Source organism: Herbidospora sp. RD11066, assembly GCF_054661255.1.
The window spans coordinates 1-22,624 of the sequence record NZ_BAAGDO010000016.1; the positions used below are offsets into that span (position 1 = coordinate 1).

At 69.2% G+C, this 22,624-nt stretch carries 23 protein-coding genes; 15 read left to right on the forward strand and 8 right to left on the reverse strand.

The genetic code is table 11. The annotated features are described in order from the left end of the window. Positions 1 to 72: 72 nt before the first annotated feature. On the reverse strand, positions 73 to 891 hold the full coding sequence (locus ACYQ78_RS37535) for an NAD(P)-dependent oxidoreductase (RefSeq protein ID WP_459805754.1): 819 nt from the start codon (positions 889 to 891) through the stop codon (positions 73 to 75). Between the two features lie 57 nt (positions 892 to 948). On the opposite strand from ACYQ78_RS37535, the gene ACYQ78_RS37540 reads away from it, so the two are divergent. Genes ACYQ78_RS37540 through ACYQ78_RS37555 form a run of 4 tightly spaced genes read left to right on the forward strand, consistent with a single transcriptional unit; the run spans position 949 to position 3,745 of the window. After that, positions 949 to 1,284 carry a winged helix-turn-helix transcriptional regulator gene (locus tag ACYQ78_RS37540; RefSeq protein ID WP_459805755.1) on the forward strand — a complete coding sequence of 112 codons (336 nt, stop codon included), beginning with the start codon at positions 949 to 951 and terminating at the stop codon, positions 1,282 to 1,284. Further along, a complete protein-coding gene (locus ACYQ78_RS37545; RefSeq protein ID WP_459805756.1) occupies positions 1,277 to 1,669 on the forward strand; it encodes a VOC family protein in 393 nt (130 codons plus the stop codon). The genes ACYQ78_RS37540 and ACYQ78_RS37545 overlap by 8 nt, the downstream gene beginning before the upstream one ends. Continuing rightward, a complete protein-coding gene (locus ACYQ78_RS37550) occupies positions 1,666 to 2,601 on the forward strand; it encodes an NADP-dependent oxidoreductase (protein WP_459805757.1) in 936 nt (311 codons plus the stop codon). Before ACYQ78_RS37545 ends, ACYQ78_RS37550 begins: the two co-directional genes overlap by 4 nt. 28 nt (positions 2,602 to 2,629) lie before the next feature. Beyond that, on the forward strand, positions 2,630 to 3,745 hold the full coding sequence (locus tag ACYQ78_RS37555; RefSeq protein ID WP_459805758.1) for an acyltransferase family protein: 1,116 nt from the start codon (positions 2,630 to 2,632) through the stop codon (positions 3,743 to 3,745). On the opposite strand, the gene ACYQ78_RS37560 is transcribed toward ACYQ78_RS37555, so the two are convergent. Further along, positions 3,727 to 6,006 (reverse strand): right-handed parallel beta-helix repeat-containing protein, encoded by a 2,280-nt coding sequence (locus ACYQ78_RS37560; protein ID WP_459805759.1) that lies wholly within the window; start codon positions 6,004 to 6,006, stop codon positions 3,727 to 3,729. The genes ACYQ78_RS37555 and ACYQ78_RS37560 overlap by 19 nt on opposite strands. Positions 6,007 to 6,208: 202 nt before the next feature. Between ACYQ78_RS37560 and ACYQ78_RS37565 the strand changes: the two genes are divergently transcribed. After that, positions 6,209 to 6,547: a hypothetical protein gene (locus ACYQ78_RS37565; protein WP_459805760.1), complete on the forward strand. Its 339-nt coding sequence runs from the start codon at positions 6,209 to 6,211 to the stop codon at positions 6,545 to 6,547. Here ACYQ78_RS37565 and ACYQ78_RS37570 read toward each other — a convergent pair. The 3 genes from ACYQ78_RS37570 to ACYQ78_RS37580 all read right to left on the reverse strand — a co-directional run bounded on the left by ACYQ78_RS37570 (position 6,522) and on the right by ACYQ78_RS37580 (position 9,784). Next, positions 6,522 to 6,863: a DUF742 domain-containing protein gene (locus tag ACYQ78_RS37570; protein WP_459805761.1), complete on the reverse strand. Its 342-nt coding sequence runs from the start codon at positions 6,861 to 6,863 to the stop codon at positions 6,522 to 6,524. The two genes, ACYQ78_RS37565 and ACYQ78_RS37570, sit on opposite strands and share 26 nt — an antisense overlap. Further along, entirely contained in the window at positions 6,860 to 8,827 is a 1,968-nt protein-coding gene (locus ACYQ78_RS37575) for a sensor histidine kinase (protein ID WP_459805762.1), read from the reverse strand. The genes ACYQ78_RS37570 and ACYQ78_RS37575 overlap by 4 nt, the downstream gene beginning before the upstream one ends. Before the next feature lie 582 nt (positions 8,828 to 9,409). After that, positions 9,410 to 9,784, reverse strand: a complete 375-nt coding sequence (locus tag ACYQ78_RS37580) for a barstar family protein (RefSeq protein WP_459805763.1) — start codon at positions 9,782 to 9,784, stop codon at positions 9,410 to 9,412. 220 nt (positions 9,785 to 10,004) lie between these two features. On the opposite strand from ACYQ78_RS37580, the gene ACYQ78_RS37585 reads away from it, so the two are divergent. The 4 genes from ACYQ78_RS37585 to ACYQ78_RS37600 all read left to right on the forward strand — a co-directional run bounded on the left by ACYQ78_RS37585 (position 10,005) and on the right by ACYQ78_RS37600 (position 13,146). Then, positions 10,005 to 11,018 (forward strand): EamA family transporter, encoded by a 1,014-nt coding sequence (locus ACYQ78_RS37585; RefSeq protein ID WP_459805764.1) that lies wholly within the window; start codon positions 10,005 to 10,007, stop codon positions 11,016 to 11,018. Next, complete coding sequence (locus ACYQ78_RS37590) at positions 11,015 to 11,623, forward strand: GntR family transcriptional regulator (protein ID WP_459805765.1); 609 nt, start codon at positions 11,015 to 11,017, stop codon at positions 11,621 to 11,623. Before ACYQ78_RS37585 ends, ACYQ78_RS37590 begins: the two co-directional genes overlap by 4 nt. A 45-nt stretch (positions 11,624 to 11,668) precedes the next feature. Beyond that, on the forward strand, positions 11,669 to 12,010 hold the full coding sequence (locus ACYQ78_RS37595; protein ID WP_459805766.1) for a hypothetical protein: 342 nt from the start codon (positions 11,669 to 11,671) through the stop codon (positions 12,008 to 12,010). Between the two features lie 71 nt (positions 12,011 to 12,081). Then, positions 12,082 to 13,146: a hypothetical protein gene (locus ACYQ78_RS37600; RefSeq protein ID WP_459805767.1), complete on the forward strand. Its 1,065-nt coding sequence runs from the start codon at positions 12,082 to 12,084 to the stop codon at positions 13,144 to 13,146. Positions 13,147 to 13,200: 54 nt separating this feature from the next. Here the strand turns inward: ACYQ78_RS37600 and ACYQ78_RS37605 are convergent, their stop codons facing one another. Then, positions 13,201 to 14,082, reverse strand: a complete 882-nt coding sequence (locus ACYQ78_RS37605; RefSeq protein ID WP_459805768.1) for an SDR family oxidoreductase — start codon at positions 14,080 to 14,082, stop codon at positions 13,201 to 13,203. Between the two features lie 103 nt (positions 14,083 to 14,185). On the opposite strand from ACYQ78_RS37605, the gene ACYQ78_RS37610 reads away from it, so the two are divergent. Together ACYQ78_RS37610 and ACYQ78_RS37615 are read left to right on the forward strand one after the other, a co-directional pair. Beyond that, the gene (locus ACYQ78_RS37610) at positions 14,186 to 15,061 is read left to right on the forward strand and encodes a helix-turn-helix domain-containing protein (RefSeq protein ID WP_459805769.1); all 876 of its coding nucleotides are present in this window, start codon (positions 14,186 to 14,188) and stop codon (positions 15,059 to 15,061) included. Positions 15,062 to 15,241: 180 nt separating this feature from the next. After that, positions 15,242 to 16,144 (forward strand): NAD(P)H-binding protein, encoded by a 903-nt coding sequence (locus tag ACYQ78_RS37615; RefSeq protein WP_459805770.1) that lies wholly within the window; start codon positions 15,242 to 15,244, stop codon positions 16,142 to 16,144. Here ACYQ78_RS37615 and ACYQ78_RS37620 read toward each other — a convergent pair. Further along, positions 16,137 to 17,072: an LCP family protein gene (locus tag ACYQ78_RS37620; RefSeq protein ID WP_459805771.1), complete on the reverse strand. Its 936-nt coding sequence runs from the start codon at positions 17,070 to 17,072 to the stop codon at positions 16,137 to 16,139. The genes ACYQ78_RS37615 and ACYQ78_RS37620 overlap by 8 nt on opposite strands. A 349-nt stretch (positions 17,073 to 17,421) precedes the next feature. Between ACYQ78_RS37620 and ACYQ78_RS37625 the strand changes: the two genes are divergently transcribed. From ACYQ78_RS37625 to rfbD, 4 genes are read left to right on the forward strand one after another with little or no spacing between them, the layout of a single operon-like run. Beyond that, the gene (locus ACYQ78_RS37625) at positions 17,422 to 18,867 is read left to right on the forward strand and encodes a sugar transferase (RefSeq protein ID WP_459805772.1); all 1,446 of its coding nucleotides are present in this window, start codon (positions 17,422 to 17,424) and stop codon (positions 18,865 to 18,867) included. A gap of 3 nt (positions 18,868 to 18,870) precedes the next feature. After that, positions 18,871 to 19,938, forward strand: a complete 1,068-nt coding sequence (locus ACYQ78_RS37630) for a glucose-1-phosphate thymidylyltransferase (RefSeq protein ID WP_459805773.1) — start codon at positions 18,871 to 18,873, stop codon at positions 19,936 to 19,938. Further along, positions 19,935 to 20,861, forward strand: a complete 927-nt coding sequence (rfbB, locus tag ACYQ78_RS37635) for a dTDP-glucose 4,6-dehydratase (protein ID WP_459805774.1) — start codon at positions 19,935 to 19,937, stop codon at positions 20,859 to 20,861. The genes ACYQ78_RS37630 and rfbB overlap by 4 nt, the downstream gene beginning before the upstream one ends. Then, on the forward strand, positions 20,858 to 21,670 hold the full coding sequence (rfbD, locus tag ACYQ78_RS37640) for a dTDP-4-dehydrorhamnose reductase (protein ID WP_459805775.1): 813 nt from the start codon (positions 20,858 to 20,860) through the stop codon (positions 21,668 to 21,670). Before rfbB ends, rfbD begins: the two co-directional genes overlap by 4 nt. Here rfbD and ACYQ78_RS37645 read toward each other — a convergent pair. Beyond that, complete coding sequence (locus tag ACYQ78_RS37645; protein WP_459805776.1) at positions 21,639 to 22,601, reverse strand: FkbM family methyltransferase; 963 nt, start codon at positions 22,599 to 22,601, stop codon at positions 21,639 to 21,641. The genes rfbD and ACYQ78_RS37645 overlap by 32 nt on opposite strands. Positions 22,602 to 22,624 lie beyond the last annotated feature (23 nt).

Sequence of the window (22,624 nt, forward strand, 5' to 3'; positions counted from 1 at the left end):
GACGACGTCACAGCGCACTCGACGGTCATCCACCGATCAGCCGCCTGTCACCAACGTCGTGACCGAGTACAGCTAGAGCAGCGCCGTATACGCGTCACGTCCGCGCCCACCCTCGATCGCCCGGTCGGCCAGGCCGAGGGCGGCCCGGAGCACGGTGGCGTCGAGCCCGTGGCGGTCGGCCGCCTCGACGACATGGGCCATCCCGGCGCGGGCCGAGACGATCGTCGACTCGTCGCCCGGATGCTCGCCGGTCGTGTGGTGGCCGGCGAACTCCTCGATGATCGGCGGCAGGATCGCGCCGATGCCCTGGAGGAAGGGCGCCAGATCGGCGGGCATGACACCTTCGCGCGAGGCCAGCTCGAAGGCGTGGACGAGGCCGGTCATCGACGTCCAGAAGAAGTCGAGCAGGGCCACGTCGAACGCCGCCGCCCGGCCGATCTCCGTGCCCACATGGGTCACACCGCCGATGGCGGCGAGGGTGGCGGCGTGGCGGTCGTACACCTCCTGAGGGCCGGAAAGGATCACCACGCCACTCGCGGTTCCGATCGTCGGTACGGGGGTCAGGATCGACCCGTCGAGATAGTCGATGCCGTGGCCGGAGGCCCAGGCGGCCATGTCGCGGGCCCGGTGCGGGGCGTCGGCGGTCAGGTTGACCAGCGTGTGGCCCTTCAGCGCGACCGGATCGAGGATCGACGCCGCCGCCGCGTAGTCGATCACGCAGACGACGGTCAGGGGGCCGGCCGCATCTCGTACAGAGGAAGCTTCGAAGGTTCCCTTCGGGGCCTTGCCCGGGGTTCTGTTCCACACGGTCGTCGGGTGGCCCTTGGCCGCGAAGGCCGAGGCCAGGGCGCCGCCCATCGGGCCGAGCCCGAGAACTGTCACTGGGGTCATGCCGTCGATCCTCGCCAGGGCACTAACTTTCCGGCAAGTACCCACTATTTTGTCAGTATGAAGAAGGTGTCCTATTCCTGCGGCCTCGACGCGGCGATGGACGTCGTCGGCGGCAAGTGGAAGGCGCTGATCCTCTGGCACCTGCACGCCGAGCCGCTGCGGTTCGGGGAGCTGCGGCGCCGGGTCGGCGGCATCAGCGAGAAGATGCTCACCCAGCAGGTGAGAGAACTCGAACGCAACGGAGTGCTGCACCGCGAGGTGTACGAGCAGGTGCCGCCCAAGGTGGTCTATTCCCTGACCGAATTCGGGCAGACGCTCAACACTGCCTTGGAACCGCTGGGGGAATGGGGCCATCGTCACATGGAGACGATCGAGGCGATGCCCCGTGACTGAGGTGCGTGAACTGCGGCTGGTCGTGACGGCCGAGAACTACGAGGAGGCCCTCCACTTCTACCGCGACGTGCTCGGCCTCCCCGAGATCGCCGACTTCTCCTCCGACGAGGGGAAGGTCCGGCTGCTGTCGGCCGGGCGGGCGACAGTGGAGATCATCGATGTACGCCAGGCGCGCTTCATCGACCGCGAAGAGGTCGGCCGCCGGGTCGCCGGGCACATCAGGGTCGCCCTGGAGGTCCCCGACGCCGAGTCGACGACCGCCCTGCTCGAAGAGCACGGCGCCGACGTGCTCGCCCCGCCGACCCGCACCCCCTGGAACTCGCTGAACGCCCGGCTGACCGCCCCCGACGGCCTGCAACTGACCCTGTTCGAGGAGCTGGAATGAAGGCCATCAGCCAGGACACCCTGGGCGGACCCGACGTGCTGCACGAGATCGACCTGCCGAAGCCGGTCCCCGGGCCGACCGAGGTGCTGGTCAGGGTGCGCGCCGCCGGGCTCAACCCGACCGACTGGAAACACCGCTCGACCGGCGGGCTGCTCGGCAAGCCGCCGTTCGTGCTCGGGTGGGACGTCTCGGGCGTCGTCGAGGCCACCGGCATGGGAGCGGCCGTCTACAAGCCCGGCGACGAGGTCTTCGGGATGCTGCGCTATCCGGTCGGGCACGGCTCGTTCGCCGAGTACGTCACCGCGCCGTCGCGCACCTTCGCCCCCAAGCCGATCTCGCTCGACCACACCCAGGCCGCCGGGGTGCCGCTGGCCGGGCTGACCGCCTGGCAGGCGTTGGTCGACGTCGCCAAGGTCCGCGACGGCGACCGGGTGCTGGTGCACGCCGCGGCCGGCGGGGTCGGGCACCTCGCGGTGCAGATCGCCAAGGCGCGCGGCGCCTACGTCTACGGCACCGCCAGCGCGGCCAAGCACGACTTCCTGCGCCGCATCGGGGTCGACCAGGTGATCGACTACCGCTCGACCGACTTCACCACCGTCGTCGACGGGCTCGACGCCGTGATCGACACCATCGGCGGCGACTACGGCCCCCGCTCGATCACCGTGCTGCGCCCCGGCGGCGTCATCGTCTCCCTCGTCAGCTCCATGGAGGTCACCGACCTGCGGGAACACGGCGAGAAGCACGGAGTGCGGGTCGAGTCGATGCTGTGCGAGCCCGACCTGTCGGCGCTGCGCAGCCTCGCGGCGCTGATCGACGCCGGGCGGCTGCGGGTCGCCATCGCGGCGGTCTTCCCGCTGGAGGAGCTCGGCAAGGCCATGGAACTCGGCGAATCCGGCCGGACCACCGGAAAGATCGTGCTGACCGTCGACTGATCGGGTTCGCCGGGTCGACACTGGCGGGATGGTGGCCCAGCAGACGTCGACCCGGCGGCCGGAACTCGATCTGATCCGGACCCTCGTGGTCTTCGGGCTGATCTTCTTCCACGCCGCGCTGGTGTTCGACGCGGAAGACGACTTCTACGTGAAGAACGCCGACACGACCGGCGTCACGATGATCCTCGCCGGGTTCGTGGTCATCTGGGCGATGCCGCTGCTCTTCCTCGTCTCCGGATTCGGCGCCTTCCACTCGCTGCGGAAACGGGGCTCGGGCGGATTCGCCGCGGATCGATTACTCCGGCTCGGCCTGCCGCTCGTCGTCGCCGTGGTGACGATCGTGCCGATTCCCCAGTGGATCCGGGCCGGAATGACGGAGAGCTACTGGGCCTTTCTGCCGAAGTTCTTCGACGTCCACGTCGACCTCACGAATTTCCCCTTCGTGCTGCGCGGCGAGCATTTCGAGACCGGGCACCTGTGGTTCGTGGTGATGCTGCTCGCCTGGTCGCTCATCCTGGCGCTGATCGCCCGCTGGATTCCCGCGGATGTCGGCTTTCTCGCCCGTCGCGGCCTGATCCTGCTGCCCCTCCTGCCGATCGCGCTCGTCTGCGCCTTCTTCGGCCTGGAAGAGGGCTTCGCCGCCTGGAGCCGCTGGGCCTACCTGCTCTTCTTCCTGTACGGCTACATCATGGCCGGTGACGATCGGCTGAGGGCGGCCATGCGCAGGGACGCGGGTCTGGCGGCCTCCATCGGCGGCGTCCTCTTCGCCGTCGGGATGACGGGATTCCTGCTGGTCCCCGGTGATCCGATGACCGACATGGGGCCCTACGAAATCGGCGTCCGGGTGCTGTACGGCGCCGCCTCCTGGTGTGCCTGCGTGGCCATTCTCGGATTCCTCGACCGGCACACCTGGACGGAAAAGGGCGGCTACCTGATGGCCGCCGCCCTCTTCGTCTACATCGTCCATCAGCCCGTCGTGGTGGTGGCCGCCTATTACGTGGTGCAGTGGAATGCGCCGATTCTCGTCAAGTACGCCGCCATCGTCGCGGTGTCGTTCGCGGTGACGCTGGCGGCGTACGAGATCGTGCGGCGGATTCCCTATGCGCGGGCGCTGTTCGGGGTGCGTCAGGCCGGGCGGACGTAGAACGCGATGTGCTCGTAGGTCCAGCCGCTCGCGGCCGCCGCGTCGCGGGCCTGCGGGCCGACGACGTAGGTGTGGAAGGCGCCCTTCCTCAGGCGGTAGACGGCGGTCGTGCCCGGGGTGTTCTGGTTGACGGCGTAGAAGGTCACGCCCTCGTAGACGTAGCCGGAGCGGGCCACCGCGTTGTCGCGCTCGACGGTGCTGCGGGCGAACAGCCGGTCACCCGTGGTCGGGTGGACCAACCGGTGGATGGGGACCAGACCCGGGGCCATCCGGCCGGAGGCGAGGACCGCCACGCCCTGGTCGGCGTAGCCGTACCGGGCGACGGCCCTGTCGGCTTCTCCTCTGCTCAGGGTCAGGAGCGTGTGGCCCTGGGTGGGGTGGGTGACGACGTACAGAGGCCTGCGCAGTGAGTCGAGCACCGGCGCCGAGGTGATCGACGGCGAAGGTGTCGGTGTCGGTGTCGGGGTTGGGGCCGGTGTCTTCGAAGGAGTCGGAGTGGCGCTCGGCGAAACGGTGGGCGTCTGCGAGACAGTCGGCGTCTGCGACGGGGAGGGCGCCGGAGGCGGAGGCGTCGACTCCACGCTCGGGCCGCGCAGAGCGCCCAAGGCCACCTTCTTGCCCGCCGGTACACCGATCGCCTCGGCCACATCCGCCGGTAGCGGTGCTCCCGCGCCCGCCGCCGACGAGCCCGACTTCAGTTTGTAGTCGGTGCCGTTGAAGAAGCCCTCCGCGCCCTCCTGGTAGTGGGCGTTGCTCTCGCGGCCGGTCGACTTCAGCTGGGTCAGGCTGGTGAACGCCTGGTCGTTTCCGGCCGGTACCGCCCACTTCGCCACCTGGGAGGCGGTCGTCGGGCGGTAGTAGCCGTTGTTGTCCATCTGCCCGGCGGGGATCATCTTCGCCGCGCCGACCCGCTTCCCCGACGACGCGCTGTTGGCGTCGACCGTGTCCACGAGGGCGCCGCCGCCCGACCGGCCGGAGAAGATGTTGTTGATCAGGGTCACGTCGGCGGTGTCCCAGGTCACGCCGCGGGCCACCGCGTCGGGAGCGGGGCAGTTGTCGGCGTTGCAGCGGTCCAGGTGAGGCCGCGGGTCCTCGGCGACCTGGATCGGCGAGGCGTTGTCGGCGAGGGTGTTGTTGTAGACGCGGACCTTGTTCGAGCCGCTGATCTTGAGGCCGAACTGGCCGTTCCCGGCGAGCAGGTTCGAGGCGATGAGCCCCCGCGAGGACACCTCGTAGTACATGCCGTGCTTGGTGTTGCCGCGTGCCACGTTCCGGACGAGCCGGACGTTCTCGCACGACAGGTCGCACCAGAACCCGGCGCCCTGGTTGCCGTCGAACACGTTGTCGCGGATGTTGGCGTTGACGAGGAACGTCGCCTTCATCCCGGCTCCGGCCAGGCTGGAGACCGCGACCAGGCCGATCTTCTCGGTGTTGTTGCCCGAGACGACGTTGCCGTACATCGTCAGGTTGGCGGCCTTGTGAGAACTGACCCCGGTGAAGCCGTTGGAGGTGATCCGGTTGCCGGTTAAGCGCATGTCACTCGCGAGCACCGACACCCCGGCGGCCGCGTTGAGGGTGACCACGTTGTCTTCCAGCACGACGCCCCTGGCCTGCGAGATGATCGCGGCCGGCTTCTTGCGGTAGTCCTGGCTGGTGGCGTAGTGGGCGAAGCCGAGGCCGCGCAGCACCGAGTTCTCCGCACCAGGCAGGAAGTGGACGGCGTAGGCGATGGAGGCCACCTCCACCCGCGCCTTCGCGGGGTCGTCGCCGAGGAAGAGGGTGCCGCGGCCGTCCCAGTAGAACGTTCCCGGGGCGACGGACGAACGGGAGCCCACCTGCTGAAGAGGCTTGCCGTTGGCGAACACCATCTCGGGGTCGCCGCCGATGGCGTTGCCCGAGGCGATGTCGGGCGGGTACACGCAGGCGGTCCGGCAGATGTCGGGGTTCCAGCCGTCGAGGCGCCAGGCGGCGCCGTCGCGGGCGAACTTCGCGGCCGCGACCTCGGTGCTCCCCTTGAACCAGGCCTGCTCCCCGGGCGCCGACTCGATCGTCACCGGCTTGCCGATGCTGCCCAGGGACTCGCGGTATTCACCGCCCCGAAGGACGATCGTCGTCATCACCCCGCCTTTGGCGCGCTTGAGGGCGGCGGCGACGGTACGCAGCGGCGCGCTCTCGGTTCCGGGGTTGGCGTCGTTCCCGAGGCTCGCGGAGACGTGCACCGCGTTGGCCGCCGGTGGGGCCGCGATCGCCTGGGTGGCCATGTCGACTCCGATCGCACCGCCGATGGCAAGCGAACAGACGACGAATCTTCTATAACGAAGAGGCATAGGGCCTTTCATACCGAGAGGACCGTGATCGTGTACACAGAAGTTACAAAAACGGCCTGAGTCCCTCAGGTCACAGCGTATGCCTGTATTAACGAGGATTACCCGAGCCGTGCGCGACGATTTTCTAAGGGCCGCTATGGCCTCAGCCAGCGCTTTTTCCGAGGCGGGCCGCGACCTTTACCTCGACTTCCATCCCGACGTCCGGCGCTGGTCCCCCATCACCGATCTGGTCGGGCGGGTCCGCCTCGGGGTGTCCTTCACTCTTCCCGACGGCCGCGAACTGGTCTGTGAGGTGCGGCTCGAGCCGCGTGGGCGGGAATGGGCGGTCGAGGGCTCGGTCGACCTCGACGGCGAGGAGTTACTTCACTTACCCGAGGCCGCCGGGCACCTGCTCGGTCATTACACCGAGCAGGTGCTGGAGCCGGCGCGCCGGCACCTCGACGACGCCCTCACAGGGCTCGCAGACCCTGGATGACCTCACGCAGCAGCCGCTCCTCGGGGAGCTGGGCCACGGTGGCCTGCGGCCGGGCGGTGATGAGGTCTCGGTCGCGCAGCCCGCTGAGCAGGATCCGGACGACGTTCAGCGACAGCCCGACGTCGGAGGCGAGGTCGGCCACCGACGCCGGTGCCACACAGAGCCGAAGGATCTTGAGCTCCTCCGGCGTGAGGCCGGAGAGCGGCCTTCCCGGGACCGTCCGGATGATCGTCATGAGCTCGAACTCCGGCCCGGTGGGCCGGGTCCGGCCCCGGGTGAGCGTGTACGGGCGGAGCAGAGGTGGTTCGTCGCTCACGGCTGTTCTTCCTCCGCTCGGCGCCAGCCGGCCTGGAACGAAGAGAACAAGTCGGGCTTGCTCGGCTCTTCGCGCAGCTGCGGCGCCATGTTGGTCTGGCGGACCCGCCGGGGCAGGTTCAGCCCGGCCGCCGAGGGCGTGGCGGCGTGCGTCCCGGCTCCGTGCCTACCGGACACGGGTGCGAGCAGGGGTGCCTTGGACGGCCGCACCGGCGCCGTCTGCTCGGCCGCCGCGACCTCCATGGGGTCGGGCACGACGACCAGTTCGGTCGGGATGAGCACGATGGCCGTGGTGCCGCCGTACGGCGAGGGCCGCAGGTTGACCATGATCTCGTGCCGCTTGGCGAGGCGCCCGACGACGAACAGGCCGAGCCGGTCGCTGTCGGCCAGGTCGAACTCCGGCGGGTTGGCGAGCCGGTCGTTGATCGAGTCCATCTCCTCGGAGCTGAGCCCGAGCCCGCGGTCCTCGATCTCCAGCACGAACCCGCGCGCCGCCAGGTCACCGTGGACGTTGATCCGGGTGTGCGGCGGGGAGAAGATCGTGGCGTTCTCGACGAGCTCGGCGATCAGGTGGATGACGTCGGTGACGGCCGGGCCGACCAGCTTCGCGTGGTGCGGCACGTTGACGTCGACCCGCAGGTAGTCCTCGACCTCCTCGACCGAGGCGCGGACGACGTCGAACAGGGCGACCGGCTCGCGCCAGCCGCGGCCGGGCACCGAGCCCGACAGGATGATCAGGCCCTCCGCGTGACGGCGCATGCGGGTGGTCAGGTGGTCGAGGCCGAAGAGCTGCTCCAGCAGCTTGTGGTCCTCGGTCTGCCGCTCCAGGCCGTCGAGGATGCTGAGCTGACGGTGCAACAGTGATTGGTTTCTGCGGGCCAAGTTGAGGAACACCTTGTTGACGCCCTGCCGGAGCTGGGCCTGGCCAACCGCCGCTTGGACGGCGGTCGACTGCACCGACGTGAACGCCGAGGAGACCGTGGCGACCTCGGCGGTGTTGCCGGGCACCTCGACCGGCGGGGTCTCGGTCGCGATGTCGACCTCGTCACCCCGGCTGAGCCGCCGCACGATGTCGGGCAGCCGCCGGTCGGACAGGTCGGTCGCGGCACTCTGGAGGGCGCCGAGTTCGGCGGCGATCCTGCGGCCGAACCGCACCGACACCAGCAGCGTGACCACCACGGAGATCAGGCCGACGACCACGAGCAGACCGAGCCTGATCAGCACGTCCATGACGGCCGGCTGCATGCGGTTGCCGATCTCGGCGCTGGCGTCGCCGCCCAGCTTGTCGAAGGTGACCGAGAGCGCCTCGGTGGTGGCCTGCCAGCGGCCGGCCTCCGGGGGCAGCGGCTGCTCCGGCGTGACCTTGTCGCGGACCGCGCCTTCGAGCTTCACGAAGTCGAGGTAGGCCGGGGTGCCGTTCAGCTTCACGTAGGGGTCGCGCAGGGAGCCTTCGAGCCCGCTGAAGCCGAGGCTGTAGAGGAGGGATCGCTTGGACGCCATCTCGGCGAACATCGTCTGCTCGCGCTCGCTCATGCGTCCGGTGCCCAGGGTTCCGGCGAGCAGCGCCGACTCCTGGCTGACGATCTCGCGGGCCCGTCCGATGAGGACGACGGCCTTCGTCTGGCTGATCAGATCGAGGTCGGGGGCGATCATCATGCGGTCGTAGACCTGCCAGCCGACCTCGGCGATCTCGCTGTACTGGGTGAGGGCGTCGAGACGGCCGATCTCCCGGTTCTCCACCTGGCTGCGCAGGCGGTCGAGCCGGTCGAGCTGGCGGAGGAGTTCCTGCGCGCGGTCCCAGAGGGCGGGCGGTGCGGCGTCTCTTCCGGAGACGGCGTGCCCGGCCAGGCTGGCCGCGATCTCGTCGGTGCGCTTCTGCTGGGCGTCGAGGTCACCGTGGAAGGAGGAGGTCCCGCCGAGGTAGGTGACCGACATGAGGCGTTCGTGCTGTAACTCGGTCAACACGGCCCGTGAGGGCAGAACGATGTGTTCATAGACCGTCCCGACTCGGAGGTATTCCCGGCCGGATGTGAGGGTAATAGCCGCGGTCAACGCCCAGATGACCGCGAGAGCGGTCACGGGGGCGAGCAAGACCGCGAAGATCTTGAACCGGATGGAGCGTTTGCGGCCAGCCATGAGACCTCAACAGAGGGCGAACACATGCGTTAATAGTGGCGAAACAATAGCAACGCGTGAGCTGTGGAACTAGGTGGCGTTCGCAACGAAATGGGGGCTATTTAGGTTTGACACCGTTTCGCGGCTTTCTGGACGCGCTGCCCGAATGAGATTCGGGTCGAATATGACCCTGAGTTGCGCTCACCTGTGTTCGCTACCTGCATTAATGTAGAAAATGTCCGATTTGATGGTGACGGCGGTCACACTCCGCTGTGTAGTCCATCGACTCCGATCTTAGGGTAGCGCACCACCCGAAAGGAAGGTTTCGGTCGTGGGGGTGGACGACCGGTGCCGGAGGTGGGCCACGGGTGGCCGGCGGGCGAACGCGCGGCGACCGCGCCTGACCCGGTGGGGCGGGGGACCCGGACTCTGTCAGTTGTCCAGCATGATCACTGTCAAGGTCGCGTCGCCCTTCGTGCCGTCGACGGTGGCGTCCGAGAGGGCGGAACCCAGTCCGTCGTAGGCGGTCGCGTCGGATTTCCGCAGCAGCGACGGCTTCGACCAGATGAGGACGTGTTCGCCGGGCGAAAGCCACGACAGGTCCGTCAGGTGGTCATACAGGGCGTCGAGGCAGTGACCGAAACCCTCGGGGAACTCCAGGGCGCGGGCGATGGCCTCGAAGGCCGCGGCGGAGGTGTCCATCTCGGCGCCGTCGAGGAGGTGGGGGGTGGCTCCCCGCTCCTTGGCATCGGCGATGGCGGCGGCGACCCCGACGGTCCTGGGAGCTCGTACAAACCGACTCAACATGGTTGCGGTCTTCCCCGAGGAAGTCTCTTCCCACTTGTCTGGGAATCTTTCGGGTAAAAACATCTCTTCTTATTGGCTTATGGACCGATCTTTGGTGCATTGTCATGACCTCTGGCCTGGCAAGTCAATGATTCCTGTCAGATCTTTACTTGTGGTCATAAAGATCGGTTGAGGGTAAATCACTTGCCACTTAGTGTCTAGTTGTCAGACAATCTGACGCATGCCCCTCCTCGTCGTCCTCGCCGCCGTCCTCTGGGGGACCGCCGGCACCGTGGGAACCTTCGCCGCCGCAGGTGCGGTCGCGCTGGCCGCCGCCCGGCTCGTCATCGGTGGCACGGCGCTGGCCGGATTCGTGCTGCTCAGGCCGCGTTTCTCCAGGGCGGGTTCGGCGTCCCCCAGCGCGGGCTTGGCGCATTCGAGGCCGCGCTCGGCGCCCTCAGGGTCGGGCGCGGCACTCTCCGGGGCGGGTCCGGTGCTCTCCAGGTCGGGCGCGGCGCTCTCCGGGGCGGGTCCGGCGCGCGAGCCGGGGCCGGGGCCGTCCGGGTTTCGGCCCTCGCCGAGTCTGCTGCTCGGGGGGCTCTGCGTCGCGCTCTACCAGCTCTGCTTCTTCGTCGCGGTGAACATGACCGGGGTCGCGATCGGGACCGTCATCCTCATCGGCAGCGGGCCCGTCTTCACCGGGCTGCTCTCGTGGGTGCTCGACCGGCGGGCGCCCACGCGTCAGTGGATGTGGGGGACCGCCGCCGCGATCCTCGGCTGCGCCGTGCTGCTGCTGCCGGGCGGCGGCACCGTCGACCCGCTCGGCGTCGGCCTGGCGCTGGCCGGCGGGTTCATCTACGCGTCGTACGCCGTCATCGCCGCCCGCGCCATCGTCGCGGGGAACCCCAGCGACGGCGTGATGGCCGTCATGTTCGGCGTCTCGGCCCTGATCATGCTGCCCGTCCTGCTGACCGGCGACCTCTCCTGGATCACCGACCCGGCCAGCCTGGTCACGCTCCTCTATCTGGGCCTGGCGACGACCGCCCTTTCCTATGTCCTGTACGGCCGGGGCCTGCGCGGCACCCCCGTCGCCACCGCCAGCACCCTGGCCCTGGCCGAACCCGCGGTGGCCGCCCTGCTGGGTGTGGTGGTGCTGGGCGAGACCCTGAGCCTGCCCTCGTGGGCGGGGCTGGGGCTGCTGGCGCTCAGTCTGATCGTGGTGGCCCGGCCGGAAAAAGTAGGCTCTCCGGCGTGAAGCTGCGCCCCGTCTCCACAGTGGAAGCCCTCGCGGACGCTCTACGCACCCGCATCCTGTCGGGTGACGTCCCCGCCGGGACCCAGTTCCCCGAACAGGAGATCTCGGCGACCTACGGCGTGGCCCGGCCCACCGTCAGGGAGGCCATCGCCGCGCTCGTCCACGAGGGCATCCTGCGGCGCGAGCGCAACAAGTCGGCGTACGTGCCCGACTTCACCCGCGCCGACCTCGACGACCTGCTCTATGTGCGCCGTCCACTCGAAGACCTCGTCGGCGCGGCGGTCGCCGGCCGGCGGATCGAGGAGGCCCGCAGGGCCCTCGACGCGATGGCCGCCCTCCCCGACGACGCCCCCTGGGCCGGGATCGTCGCCCAGCACATGGCCCTGCACGAGGCCCTCGCGCGGGCAGCCGGGAGCCCCAGGTTGCTGCGCCTGTATCTGTCGCTCTCGGCCGAGACGCGGCTCGGCGTGGTACGCCTGCGGGAGGCGTATCCGCATCGAGATGAAATGGTGACGGAACACCGTGACCTGCTCGAACGGCTGGAAGCCGGGACATCCCGCGAGGCCGCGGAAGCCGCCCGCGAGCACCTCGTCTGGCGTATATAACGCGCCATCTTGCCGGGGTCCCCAAAGCCCGACACAATCGCGCCCATGCACGTGCCGGATACCTACGTGTACGTCACCGAAGAAGGCGTGACCCGCCACTACGCCGACGGTTCCGTCGAGGCGCTGGCGTGGGAGGACGTCATCGAGGTAAGAGTCGGTGGCGTCACCGAGTCCGACGTGCACATCGTTCTCGAAGATCGGGCGGGCGACAACTGCGTGGTGCCCCGCTCGGCCACCGACGCGACCTTCCTGGCCCGCCTCCGCTACCTCCCCGACTTCGACCTCGAACGCCTCACCTGGGCCGTCGAGAACGCCGACGACGGCTACGTCGTGGTCTGGCGCAGCCCCGATCCACCCCATCCGCTCCCAGATTTGGAATACGACTAGCCAAGATCACCCCTGAATCCGACATAGAGTGACAAAGAGCGTCTGTTGTCACCTGGGTTTGGATTCAGACCATGAACGTCGATCTGCGCAGTCTCATCGCGCGTGTCTGGGAACCGTCCGGCGACGTCGTCCGCGTGACCACGGGGGAGATCCCACCGGGCTACCGCGAGGCCGAACGCTACTCGTTCACCGGAGACCGCCTCCGTCCACAGGGTGTCTTCGCCTTCTATCCGCTCGTCGTCAGCGTGCGGGAGGACACCGACCCCGACGAGACCCTGCTGGTCTCGTGGCTGAGCGCCCTCCTGGGCCGGGGCCGCCTGCGCGCCGCCTTCTCGCTGCGCGCCGACCGCCCCTACGTATGGCTCTACTCCAAGGGCCGCCCGGTGGCCAAGGCGACCGTGGGCTGGAACGCCTCGACGAGCGTCCTGGCCGTCAACGAGGCCGTGACCCTGGCCGCCGTGCACGGCCACCGGCTCGCCCCGAGGCTGCTGGCCGAGACGGAGTGGCAGGGCCACCCCGTGACCGTGACCTCGTGGACCGGCCGCCCCCACCGCCAGGGCGACCCGGCCCCGTCCCCCCAGATCATCAGGGACATCGCCTTCAGCGGCCCCCGGAGCAGGGTGGTCCTGTACGAGGCGGCGTACTGGAAGCGGCTGCGTGCCGAGATCGCCACCCTCCGCGACGCCCCGCGCCTGGCCGCCGTGACCGGCCGCCTGGCCGACCGTCTGGAGCGCTGCTACGGCGACGTCGCCCTGACCTTCGGCCGCTGGCACGGCGACCTGGTCCCCGAGAACGTCCTGTGGACGGGTGGCCGCCCCCGCCTCGACGGCTGGGGGCTGAGCGCCCCCGACGTCCCGCTGGGCTTCGACATCCTGCACTGGCACTTCCACGACGCCCTGGTGACCCGGGGCCTGTCACTGCACGAGGCCGCCTCGGCGGCCGGCGACGCGGCGGTCCGCCTGCTGGGCGAACTCGGCGTCCCCAGGGAGGCCAGGCCGCTGGTGGCATGGCTGTTCCTGCTGGAGACGGCGCTGCGCGCCTACCGAGAGCGGCTCGACGGGTCGGCATGGCACCCGTCGATCTACCCGGCGATCATCCACGTCCTGTCGGAGGGCGGCGTCTACGCCGCTCCCTAAAGCCGAGCCGGGCCGATCGGGCCGTGAGGTCATGGCGATATCGCGGCGTCGGTTTCATCCCTTGTCGGGTAGGTCGGTCGGGCCGCCTGTGACGGCGCCTGCGAGCGGGGCGTCGGTCGCGCGCGCCGAGTCGTGCTGGGTGCGGACGTCGGCCAGCCGGGCGGTGAGCGCCGCCTCGATGCCCTGGTAGGAGTCGCCGCCCAAGATCAGGCGGCGGGGTGCCGGGTTCCGGTCGACGCTGGCGATCATTGCGTCGGCCATCAGGCCCGCGTCGCCGATGGCCTGGGCGGTGCGTTCGGTGAGGATGCGGCGGATCCCCGCGACCGGGGTTCCGTCGTAGGCCGCGATCCGGTCGGCCAACACGGAGCTGCCGTACCGGAAGTTGGTGCGGGCGCTGCCCGGTTCGACGATGGTCACGCCGATCCCGAACGGGGCCACCTCACCGGCCAGCGCGTCGGCGAAGCCTTCGATGCCCCACTTCGTGGCGTGGTAGAGCGATCCGCCCGGCCAGGCGACCTGGCCGCCGACCGAGGACAGTTGCAGGATCCGGCCGCCGCCCTGCCCGCGCAGGTGCGGCAGCGTGGCCCTGATCAGGCGGATCGAGCCGGTCAGGTTGGTCGCGATCTGGTGGGTGATCTGCTCGTCGCTCAGTTCCTCGGCGGCGCCCATCAGGCCGTACCCGGCGTTGCTGACCACGACGTCGATCCGGGTCAGCGCGGCCCAGGCGTCGTCGACCACGGCGGTGATCTCGGCCGGGTCGGTGACGTCGAGGTGGGCCGCGCGGAAGGTGTCCGGCCATTTGGCCGACAGGTCGTCGACGCTGCCGGTGGCGCGGAAGGTGCCGACGACGCGGTCGCCTCGGGACAGCAGCCGCTCGCTGAGGTGCCGGCCGAAGCCGCTGTTCGCGCCGGTGATGAGCCAGGTTCGTGAAGTCATGGCGGCAGCCTGCTCCGGAGCGGGGGAACCAGCCATTCCCCTGGTGAGAGGGGTGCCAGCAGGGCTACCCAGCGGGTATACCGCCGCGTTTATGGTCGAAGGTGTGAACCTGATCGGTGAATACCTGCGGGCCCGGCGCGAGCTGATCCGCCCCGAGGACGCCGGCCTGCCCGACAACGGCCACCGCCGCGTCCCGGGCCTGAGGCGGGACGAGCTCGCCATGCTCGCCGGGATCAGCACCGAGTACTACACCCGCCTCGAACAGGGCCGCGACCGCCGCCCGTCACCGCAGGTCCTCGACGCGATCGCCCGGGCGCTCGGCCTCGACGAGGACGCCACCGCCCACCTGCACGCGCTCGGCACCCCGCAGGAACCCCGGCGCCGCCGCCCGGCGCGGGTCCGCCCGGGGGTCCAGGCGCTGCTGGACGCCTGGCGCGACACCCCCGCGTACATCCAGGGCCCGTTCCAGGACGTCCTGGCCGCCAACCGCCTGGCCCGGGTGCTGTCGCCGGTCTTCACCCCGGGCGGCAACGTGCTGCGCGCGGTGCTGCTCGACCCCGCCGCCCAGGAGACGCTGCCCGGCTGGCAGAACCACGTGGGCAACCTCGTCGCCGCCCTGCGGGCGCTGGCCGGTCCCGACGTCGACGACCCCCGCCTGACCGACCTGGTCGGCGAGCTGTCGGTGAAGAGCGAGGTGTTCCGGCGCCTCTGGTCGCGCCACGACGTGAAGCCGCTCGCGGGCACCGGCGTGCAGCACCTGCGCAACCCGATCGTCGGCGACCTCGAACTGTTCTACGAGAAGTTCGCCGTCGCCGGAGCCGACGGCCAGTTGCTCGTCGTCTACCGCGCCGAACCGGGCACCCCGAGCAGCGACGCCCTCACGCTGCTGGGAGCGTCGGCGGAGGGACCTGGCGATGGCGGGCGCCGCAGGAAAGACACGCCTGCTTCTCCTCCCGCACCTCGCAGCCGCCGAGGATGAACCGCCCCTCCTCCAGGGCCAGCTTCAGCTCCTCGGTGAAGTGCGGATATCCGTACGCGATCGGGACCAGCCGCCCCGTTCCGCACGCCGGGCAGAGTTCGTTCGTCATGTGGCGGTAGACGCCCCGAACAGCCCCGAAGTTCGCTTTCGTATGATTACCGAGAGTGATGGAGGTGTGCGGTGGCCGGAAGACTGGTTCTCGTCCCCGGGTCCCGGGGCCTGGGCCGCAAGGTCCTGGAGCGGTTGCGCGGCATGGACGTCCCCGTCCGCGCCATGGTCCGCCACGACGACGCCCGCGCCGAGGAGCTGCGGGCCGAGGGCGTCGAGGTCGTCATCGGCGACCTGACCGAGCCCGACACCGTCGCCCGGGCGCTCGACGGCGTCTCGAGGATGTACTTCGGGATGAGCGTCTCACCCGACCACCTGCTCGCCGCGACGGTCGTGGCCACGGTCGCCAAGGACATGCGTCAGCTCGACGGCCTGGTCGACCTCTCCCAGATGACGGTCTCCCAGATGACCGCCACCAGCACCGCCGAATCCCACCAGCAGCGCCTGCACTACCTGGCCGAACAGGTCTTCAACTGGTCGGGCCTGCCGGTCACCCACGTCAGGCCGACGATCTTCCTGGACAACCCGCTCTTCACCACCCTGGCCGCCGCCTCGATCCGCCGCGACGACACCCTCTCGCTCCCGTTCGGCGCCGGCCGCACCTCCCCGATCGCCACCGACGACGTCGCCCGCGTGGTCGCCGTGATCCTGCGCGACCCGACCCCGCACCTCGGCGAGATCTACCAGCTGACCGGCCCCCGCTCTCTCGACCTGAACGGCGTGGCCGAGGAGTTCACCCAGGGCATCGGCCGCCCGATCACCTACCGCGACGTCCCGATCGACGGCTGGGTCGCCGACGTCCTGCCGAAGACGGGCCTGCCCCCGCACACGCAGCAGCACATCGCCACCATGGCCAGACTGCACAGAGAGAACCGCTACGACCGGGCGACCGGCGACGTCTTCCGGGTCACCGGCCAGCCGGCCCAGAGCATCGCCCAGTTCGTGGCCGCCCATCGGGACATCTACGTCAGTTGACCTGTTTGGTGTTCGACGTCCCCCCGTGATCGTCGAAGTACTGCTCCAGCTTGTCGTCCCTGATGGCCGCGTACATGACCTTCGCCGCCTCGTCGTCGAGGCGGACGATGCTGGCGCCCTTCACGGTGTCCGTCCCGGCCAGCGGCACCGTCGAGGCCACGAGGCTGCCGCCGCGGATGTTGCGCAGTTCGATCGCCAAATCGCGCAGGGTGCCGATCGAGACCCCCGAGTCGACGCTGATCGACTTGGTGAGGGCGCCCAGGAAGTCGTTGAGGGCGAAGGGGTCGGTCACCACGCCGCCGTTGATCAGCTTGTCGGCGACCGCGCGGAGGAAGGCCTGCTGGCGCTTGATCCGGTCGAAGTCGCCGCCCGGCAGGCCGTAGCGCTGGCGGACGAAGAGCAGGGCCTTCTCGCCCTCCAGGTGAACGGTTCCTTGCGACCAGGTGATCTTGTTCGCCGAGTCGTAGGTCTCTCTTGACACCTCGACGTCCACGCCGCCGATGGCCTTGCTCATTTGGACAAAACCACTGAAATCGAGCGCGGCGAAATGGTCGATTCGTACTCCTGTGAGTTTCTCCACAGTCAAGATCAGGAGTTTGGGTCCGCCGTAGGCGTACGCGGAATTGATCTTGTCTGAACCGTGCCCGGAGATCGGTACGTAGCTGTCACGGGGGATGCCGACGAAGAAGATCTTCTGCCGGTCGGCCGGCACGTGGACCAGCATGATCGAGTCGGCGCGGTGGGCGCCCTTCTCTCCCGGACGGGCGTCCGAGCCTATGAGCAGCCAGTTCTGTGCCTCACCCACGGGTTTGGCGGGGCGCTCGGGCTCGGCGGGGAAGACGTCGTCGATGCGCTTGATGTTGCGGTCGTAGGTGTACTGGCGCTCCATCGCGACCGTGAAGAGGGCCGCCAGCGGCACTGACAGCACCAGTAAGGAAATGATGAGAATGTTACGTCTTCGTGTAGATCTCTTTTTCGGGGCAGGCTCGTCTGCGGTTTGGGTCACGGGGCCATCCGGGGCTGGAGACCTGCGGGTTTGCCGAAAAGGTACAGGTCGATGCGTGTACGGTTACAGCTGTCCAGAGCTGCTGCTGAAGTATAAGTGGCCATATGTGGACGTTCGGATGAACTTTCCCTCCATGTTGCGGCGATCTTACGATCGTTCCACCGTTCACAGTCCTCATGGTCATCAAGATCAGTCAGTGAGGACGGTAAACCGGCGGTTCACGTGGGGCGTCCGTCAGGTATCAAGTGTGGGGGAAAGGCGCATCTGCGACATGGGTGTTGCTCTGGAAGAGGTGGTTCGCTCCGGGATCAGCGATCCCGGGTGGTCACGGCGCTACATCCGCGCCGCCGTCGCCATGGACATCGTCTCCGGTGTCGTGGCGATACATGGGGTTGTTCTCGTCCGCATCGCGCTCGGGATCGCCCATCCCGTCGAGGTTCCGCTCGCGCTGGCCATCACCGCCGCGTGGCCGCTCACCCTGGCTCTCGTCGGGGGATACGACCGGCGCAACATCGGTGACGGCGCCGACGAATATCGCAAGGTCATCCACTCCGCGGGGATTCTGGCGTCGGTCGTCGCGATCAGCGCCTACGTCACCCAGACGTCCATCGCCCGGTCCTACGTCATGGCCGGCATCCCGATCTGCGCGCTGCTCACCCTGGGCGTGCACTACGGCCTGCGCAAGCGGCTGCACCGCAGGCGGCGGGCCGGTGAGTGCCTAAGGCGGGTGGTCGTGGTCGGCCACTGGACGTCGGTGCTCGAACTGCACGGCCAGTTCTCCCGCGAGCGCTACCACGGCATGCGGATCGTGGCGGCGTGCGTGCCGCCCGACCAGGCCGGACAGCTGCCGGCGCAGGTCGACGGCTTCCCGGTGCTGGGCGACTTCAAGAACGTGCCCGAGGTCGTCGTGGCGGCGCAGGCCGACAGCGTGGCAGTGCTGGCCTGCCCGGAACTCGACGGCCACGCCCTGCGGCGCCTGGCCTGGCAGCTTGAGGAGCGCGGCACCGAACTGCTCGTCGCGACCGCGCTGATGGAGGTCGCCGGGCCGCGCATCAACATCCGGCCGGTCGCCGGGCTCGCGCTGCTGCACGTCGAACACCCCGACATCCGGGGCATGCGGCAGGTCATCAAGAGCGTGTTCGACCGGGTCATGGCGACGGTGGCGCTGCTGTTGCTGCTGCCGTTCATGCTCGCCATCGCGGCGGCGATCAGGATCTCCAGCCCGGGGCCCGCGCTGTTCCGCCAGGGCCGCATCGGCAAGGACGGCGAGGAGTTCGTCGTCTACAAGTTCCGCACGATGACCGCCGACGCCGAACGCCGGAAGATCACGCTGCGATCCTTCGACGACGACGGCAACGGAGTGCTCTTCAAACTGCGGAACGATCCAAGGGTCACGCCGCTCGGAACCTGGCTCCGACGCTACTCCCTCGACGAGCTCACCCAGCTCATCAACGTGGTCAAGGGCGAGATGTCGCTCGTCGGCCCGCGCCCGCCGCTGCCCGAGGAGGTCGCCCAATATGGCGACGACGTCCGCCGGCGGCTGCTGGTCAAGCCCGGCATGACGGGCCTGTGGCAGGTCAGCGGACGGTCCGATCTCACGTGGGAGGAGTCGGTCCGGCTCGACCTGCGTTACGTCGAGAACTGGTCGCTCACCCTCGACGTGCTCATTCTCTGGAAGACGTGGTCCGCCGTCTTCGGCGGGCGGGGAGCGTACTGACACATGAAGGCCCTGGTTCTGGCGGGAGGCTCGGGCACCCGCCTGCGGCCCATCACGCACACCTCCGCCAAACAGCTCGTACCGGTCGCCAACAAACCGGTGCTCTTCTACGGACTGGAGGCCATCGCCGACGCGGGCATCCGTGAGGTCGGCATCGTCGTGGGCGACACCCAGGCCGAGATCGAGGCGGCGGTCGGCGACGGCTCGCGGCTCGGCCTGAACGTCACCTACCTGCGGCAGGAGGCCCCGCTCGGGCTGGCGCACGCGGTGAAGATCGCCCGTGAGTTCCTCGGCGACGACGACTTCGTCATGTACCTGGGCGACAACTTCATCGTCGGCGGCATCCGGGAAGTGGTCGCCGCCTTCCGCACCGACCGCCCGGCTGCGCAGATCATGCTCACCCAGGTCCCCGACCCGACCCAGTTCGGCGTCGCCGAACTCGACCCGACCGGCCGGGTGAAGAACCTGGAGGAGAAGCCCGCCAAGCCCAAGAGCGACCTCGCCCTGGTCGGCGTCTACCTGTTCACCCCCGCCGTGCACGAGGCGGTGGCCGAGCTCAAGCCGTCGGCGCGCGGCGAACTGGAGATCACCGACGCGATCCAGTGGCTCATCGACGACGGCCGCCGCGTCGAGTCGACGATCATCTCGGGCTACTGGAAGGACACCGGCAACGTCGCCGACATGCTGGAGGTCAACCGGCTCGTGCTGGAGTCTCTGGTTCCTTCTGTACGCGGCCACGTCGACGCCACCTCCGAGCTCATCGGCCGCGTGGTCGTGGAAGAGGGCGCGGTCGTGACCGGCTCGCGCATCGTCGGCCCGGTCGTCATCGGTCCGGGCGCCCGCGTCAGCGACTCCTATGTCGGGCCGTTCACCTCGGTGGCGGCCGGCTGCGTCATCGCCGACAGTGAGATCGAATATTCGATCCTGCTGGCCCGGTCGTCCATCACCGGGGTGCGCCGGGTCGAGGCGTCGCTGATCGGCCACGACGTCGAGGTCACCCCGGCCCCCAACACCCCCCGAGCCCACCGGCTGGTGCTCGGCGACCACAGTAAGGTGCAGATTTCCGCATGACACGTGTCCTGGTCACCGGCGGTGCCGGGTTCATCGGCTCCCATTTCGTGCGCACCCTGCCCGATGCCAAGATCACCGTCCTCGACAAGCTCACCTACGCCGGCAACCGCGCCAACATCGAGGGCGTCGACCACGACTTCGTCCACGGCGACATCTGCGATCCCGATCTGCTCGCGGAGGTCGTGCCGGGCCACGACCTGGTGGTGAACTTCGCCGCCGAGTCACACGTCGACCGGTCGATCGACGGCGCGGCCGACTTCGTGCGCACCAACGTGCTGGGCACCCAGACCCTCATGCAGGCCTGCCTCGACGCGGGCGTCCAGCGCGTGGTGCAGGTCTCCACCGACGAGGTGTACGGCACCATCGAGACCGGCTCCTGGAATGAGAGCAGCCCGGTCAACCCCCGGTCGCCCTACTCGGCGGCCAAGGCGGGGGGCGACATGATCGCGCGGGCCTACGCCGTCACCCACGGCCTGAACGTCTCGATCACCCGCTGCGGCAACAACTACGGGCCCTACCAGTATCCCGAGAAGGTCATCCCGCTGTTCGTGACCAACCTCCTCAACGGGAGGAAGGTCCCGCTCTACGGCGACGGCGGCAACATCCGCGACTGGGTCCACGTCGACGACCACTGCCAGGGCATCCGCCTGGTGGCCGAGCTCGGCGAGCCGGGCGAGGTCTACCACATCGCCGGAACCGCCGAGCTGACCAACCGCGAGCTGACCGACCACCTGCTCACGGCCTGCGGCGCGACCTGGGACAGCGTCGAATACGTCGAAGACCGCAAGGGCCACGACCGCCGCTACAGCCTCGACGACTCCCGGCTGAGGGCGATGGGCTACGCCCCCCGCTGGACCTTCGACCAGGGCCTGGCCGACACCGTCGCCTGGTACCGCGACCACCCCACGTGGTGGGAGCGGTGACCCGCTGGCTCATCACCGGCGGCGGGGGCATGCTCGCCACCGATCTCGTACGAGTCCTCCAGGGCGCCCACGTCACCGCGCCCACCCGTTCTGAGCTGGACATCACCGACGAGACCCAGATCGCCGAAGCGGTGGCCAACGCCGACGTGGTGGTGAACTGCGCGGCATGGACGGCGGTCGACGACGCGGAGACCCGTGAAGCCGACGCCCTGAGGGTCAACGCACCTCTGAAGCTCGCGGAACTGGCGGGCCGCAAACTCATCCACGTCTCCACCGACTACGTCTTCTCCGGCGAGGGCACCGACCCTTGGCCGGAAGACGCGCCGACCGGCCCGATCAACGCCTACGGCCGTACCAAACTGGCCGGTGAACGAGCGGTTCTGAACAACAACGGCACGGTCGTCAGAACCGCCTGGCTGTACGGCGCCCACGGCCCCAACTTCGTGCGCACGATGACCCGCCTCGAACAGTCGCACGCAACGGTCAACGTCGTCGCCGACCAGCACGGCCAGCCCACCTGGACCCACGACCTGGCCATCCAGATCGTCGACCTGGCGGGTGCCGGGGGTGTCTTCCACGCCACCAACTCGGGCGCCACCACCTGGCACGGCCTGGCCCAGGAGGTCTTCCGCCTGCTGGGCGCCGACCCGGCGAGGGTCAGGCCGATCACCTCGGCCGAGTTCCCCCGCCCGGCCCCCCGCCCGAAGAACAGCGTGCTCGCCAACACCCGGTCCAAGCCGATGCGCGACTGGCGAGAGGCCCTGACCGACGCCTGGTCTAGGGAGCTTTCTCCGCCGGAACCACGATGACGTCCCGGGAGCCGTAGCGCGGCAGCGGCTCCTCGGACGCGAGTTCGGCGTCGGTGATGACATGGAGCGCGTCGTGGCCGATGGCGTGGATCTCGTAGTTCTCCGCGCGCAGGTCGCGCAGCACCTGCCGGAGCGCCGGGACGTTCCGCAGCACCTCGACCACGATCGTCGGCCGGTTGGCCAGCAGCTTCGGCCAGACCGCGCGCAGCACGCCGGCCTCGTAGCCCTCGATGTCGAGTTTGATGAGGTCGACGCCGTCGACCAGGTCGGACATCTTCACCGTCGGCACCGTGATGGTCTTGGAGGCGGGACGGTTGCTGATGCCCTCGCCGCCCTCCGACAGGTAGGCGCCGGTGGGGGCGACGTAGGTCTCCTGGTCGGGCAGTGACAGCTCCAGCGTGGCGGGTGCGCCGTCGGGCACCACGGCGGCCTGGATCACCTTGACGTTGCCGAGGTCGTTGAGGTCGGCGTTGCGCTGCACGATCGCGGCCGCCTCGGGCTGCGCCTCCACGGCGACGTAGGGAACGTTCCTGGCGGCGTCCGCACCCTGGACCGTGTAGTAGCCGATGTTGGCGCCCAGCTCCAGGATGCCGCCGGTGGCCTTGGCGCACAGGTCGCGCCAGCAGTCGGTCTCCATGCCCTCGTAGCCGCGCTGGCCGTACCAGAACAGGATGCGGACCAGCCGCGACTCGACGGCGGCCAGGCGGATGCGCGGGTTGTCGGGCAGCGTGAAGTCGGAGACGAACCCCAGCGGCCGGTGCCGCAGCACCTTCACCGCCTGGCCGAGCACCGCGCGCGAGACCCCGGTCGACGAGTGGTAGCCCGACCGGGCCCGCATCGTCACCCCGGCGGGGACCACGGCCAGCGAACGCGAGAGCAACTCCCGGGCCCGCTGCCGCGCGCGCAGAGCGGGCGAGAGTTTTTCGACCATCGACTTCTCCCGTTCATGGGGAA

What these genes read in the sequence shown, in the direction of transcription:
- ACYQ78_RS37550 (WP_459805757.1), top strand. Translation starts at nt 1,666, where the DNA reads ATGAAGGCCATCAGCCAGGACACCCTGGGCGGACCCGACGTGCTGCAC.
- rfbB (WP_459805774.1), top strand. Translation starts at nt 19,935, where the DNA reads ATGACACGTGTCCTGGTCACCGGCGGTGCCGGGTTCATCGGCTCCCAT.
- ACYQ78_RS37540 (WP_459805755.1), top strand. Translation starts at nt 949, where the DNA reads ATGAAGAAGGTGTCCTATTCCTGCGGCCTCGACGCGGCGATGGACGTC.
- ACYQ78_RS37580 (WP_459805763.1), bottom strand. Translation starts at nt 9,784, where the DNA reads ATGTTGAGTCGGTTTGTACGAGCTCCCAGGACCGTCGGGGTCGCCGCC.
- ACYQ78_RS37565 (WP_459805760.1), top strand. Translation starts at nt 6,209, where the DNA reads ATGGCCTCAGCCAGCGCTTTTTCCGAGGCGGGCCGCGACCTTTACCTC.
- ACYQ78_RS37600 (WP_459805767.1), top strand. Translation starts at nt 12,082, where the DNA reads ATGAACGTCGATCTGCGCAGTCTCATCGCGCGTGTCTGGGAACCGTCC.
- ACYQ78_RS37535 (WP_459805754.1), bottom strand. Translation starts at nt 891, where the DNA reads ATGACCCCAGTGACAGTTCTCGGGCTCGGCCCGATGGGCGGCGCCCTG.
- ACYQ78_RS37605 (WP_459805768.1), bottom strand. Translation starts at nt 14,082, where the DNA reads ATGACTTCACGAACCTGGCTCATCACCGGCGCGAACAGCGGCTTCGGC.
- ACYQ78_RS37560 (WP_459805759.1), bottom strand. Translation starts at nt 6,006, where the DNA reads ATGGCCACCCAGGCGATCGCGGCCCCACCGGCGGCCAACGCGGTGCAC.
- ACYQ78_RS37625 (WP_459805772.1), top strand. Translation starts at nt 17,422, where the DNA reads ATGGGTGTTGCTCTGGAAGAGGTGGTTCGCTCCGGGATCAGCGATCCC.
- ACYQ78_RS37595 (WP_459805766.1), top strand. Translation starts at nt 11,669, where the DNA reads ATGCACGTGCCGGATACCTACGTGTACGTCACCGAAGAAGGCGTGACC.
- ACYQ78_RS37645 (WP_459805776.1), bottom strand. Translation starts at nt 22,601, where the DNA reads ATGGTCGAAAAACTCTCGCCCGCTCTGCGCGCGCGGCAGCGGGCCCGG.
- ACYQ78_RS37555 (WP_459805758.1), top strand. Translation starts at nt 2,630, where the DNA reads ATGGTGGCCCAGCAGACGTCGACCCGGCGGCCGGAACTCGATCTGATC.
- ACYQ78_RS37630 (WP_459805773.1), top strand. Translation starts at nt 18,871, where the DNA reads ATGAAGGCCCTGGTTCTGGCGGGAGGCTCGGGCACCCGCCTGCGGCCC.
- ACYQ78_RS37585 (WP_459805764.1), top strand. Translation starts at nt 10,005, where the DNA reads ATGCCCCTCCTCGTCGTCCTCGCCGCCGTCCTCTGGGGGACCGCCGGC.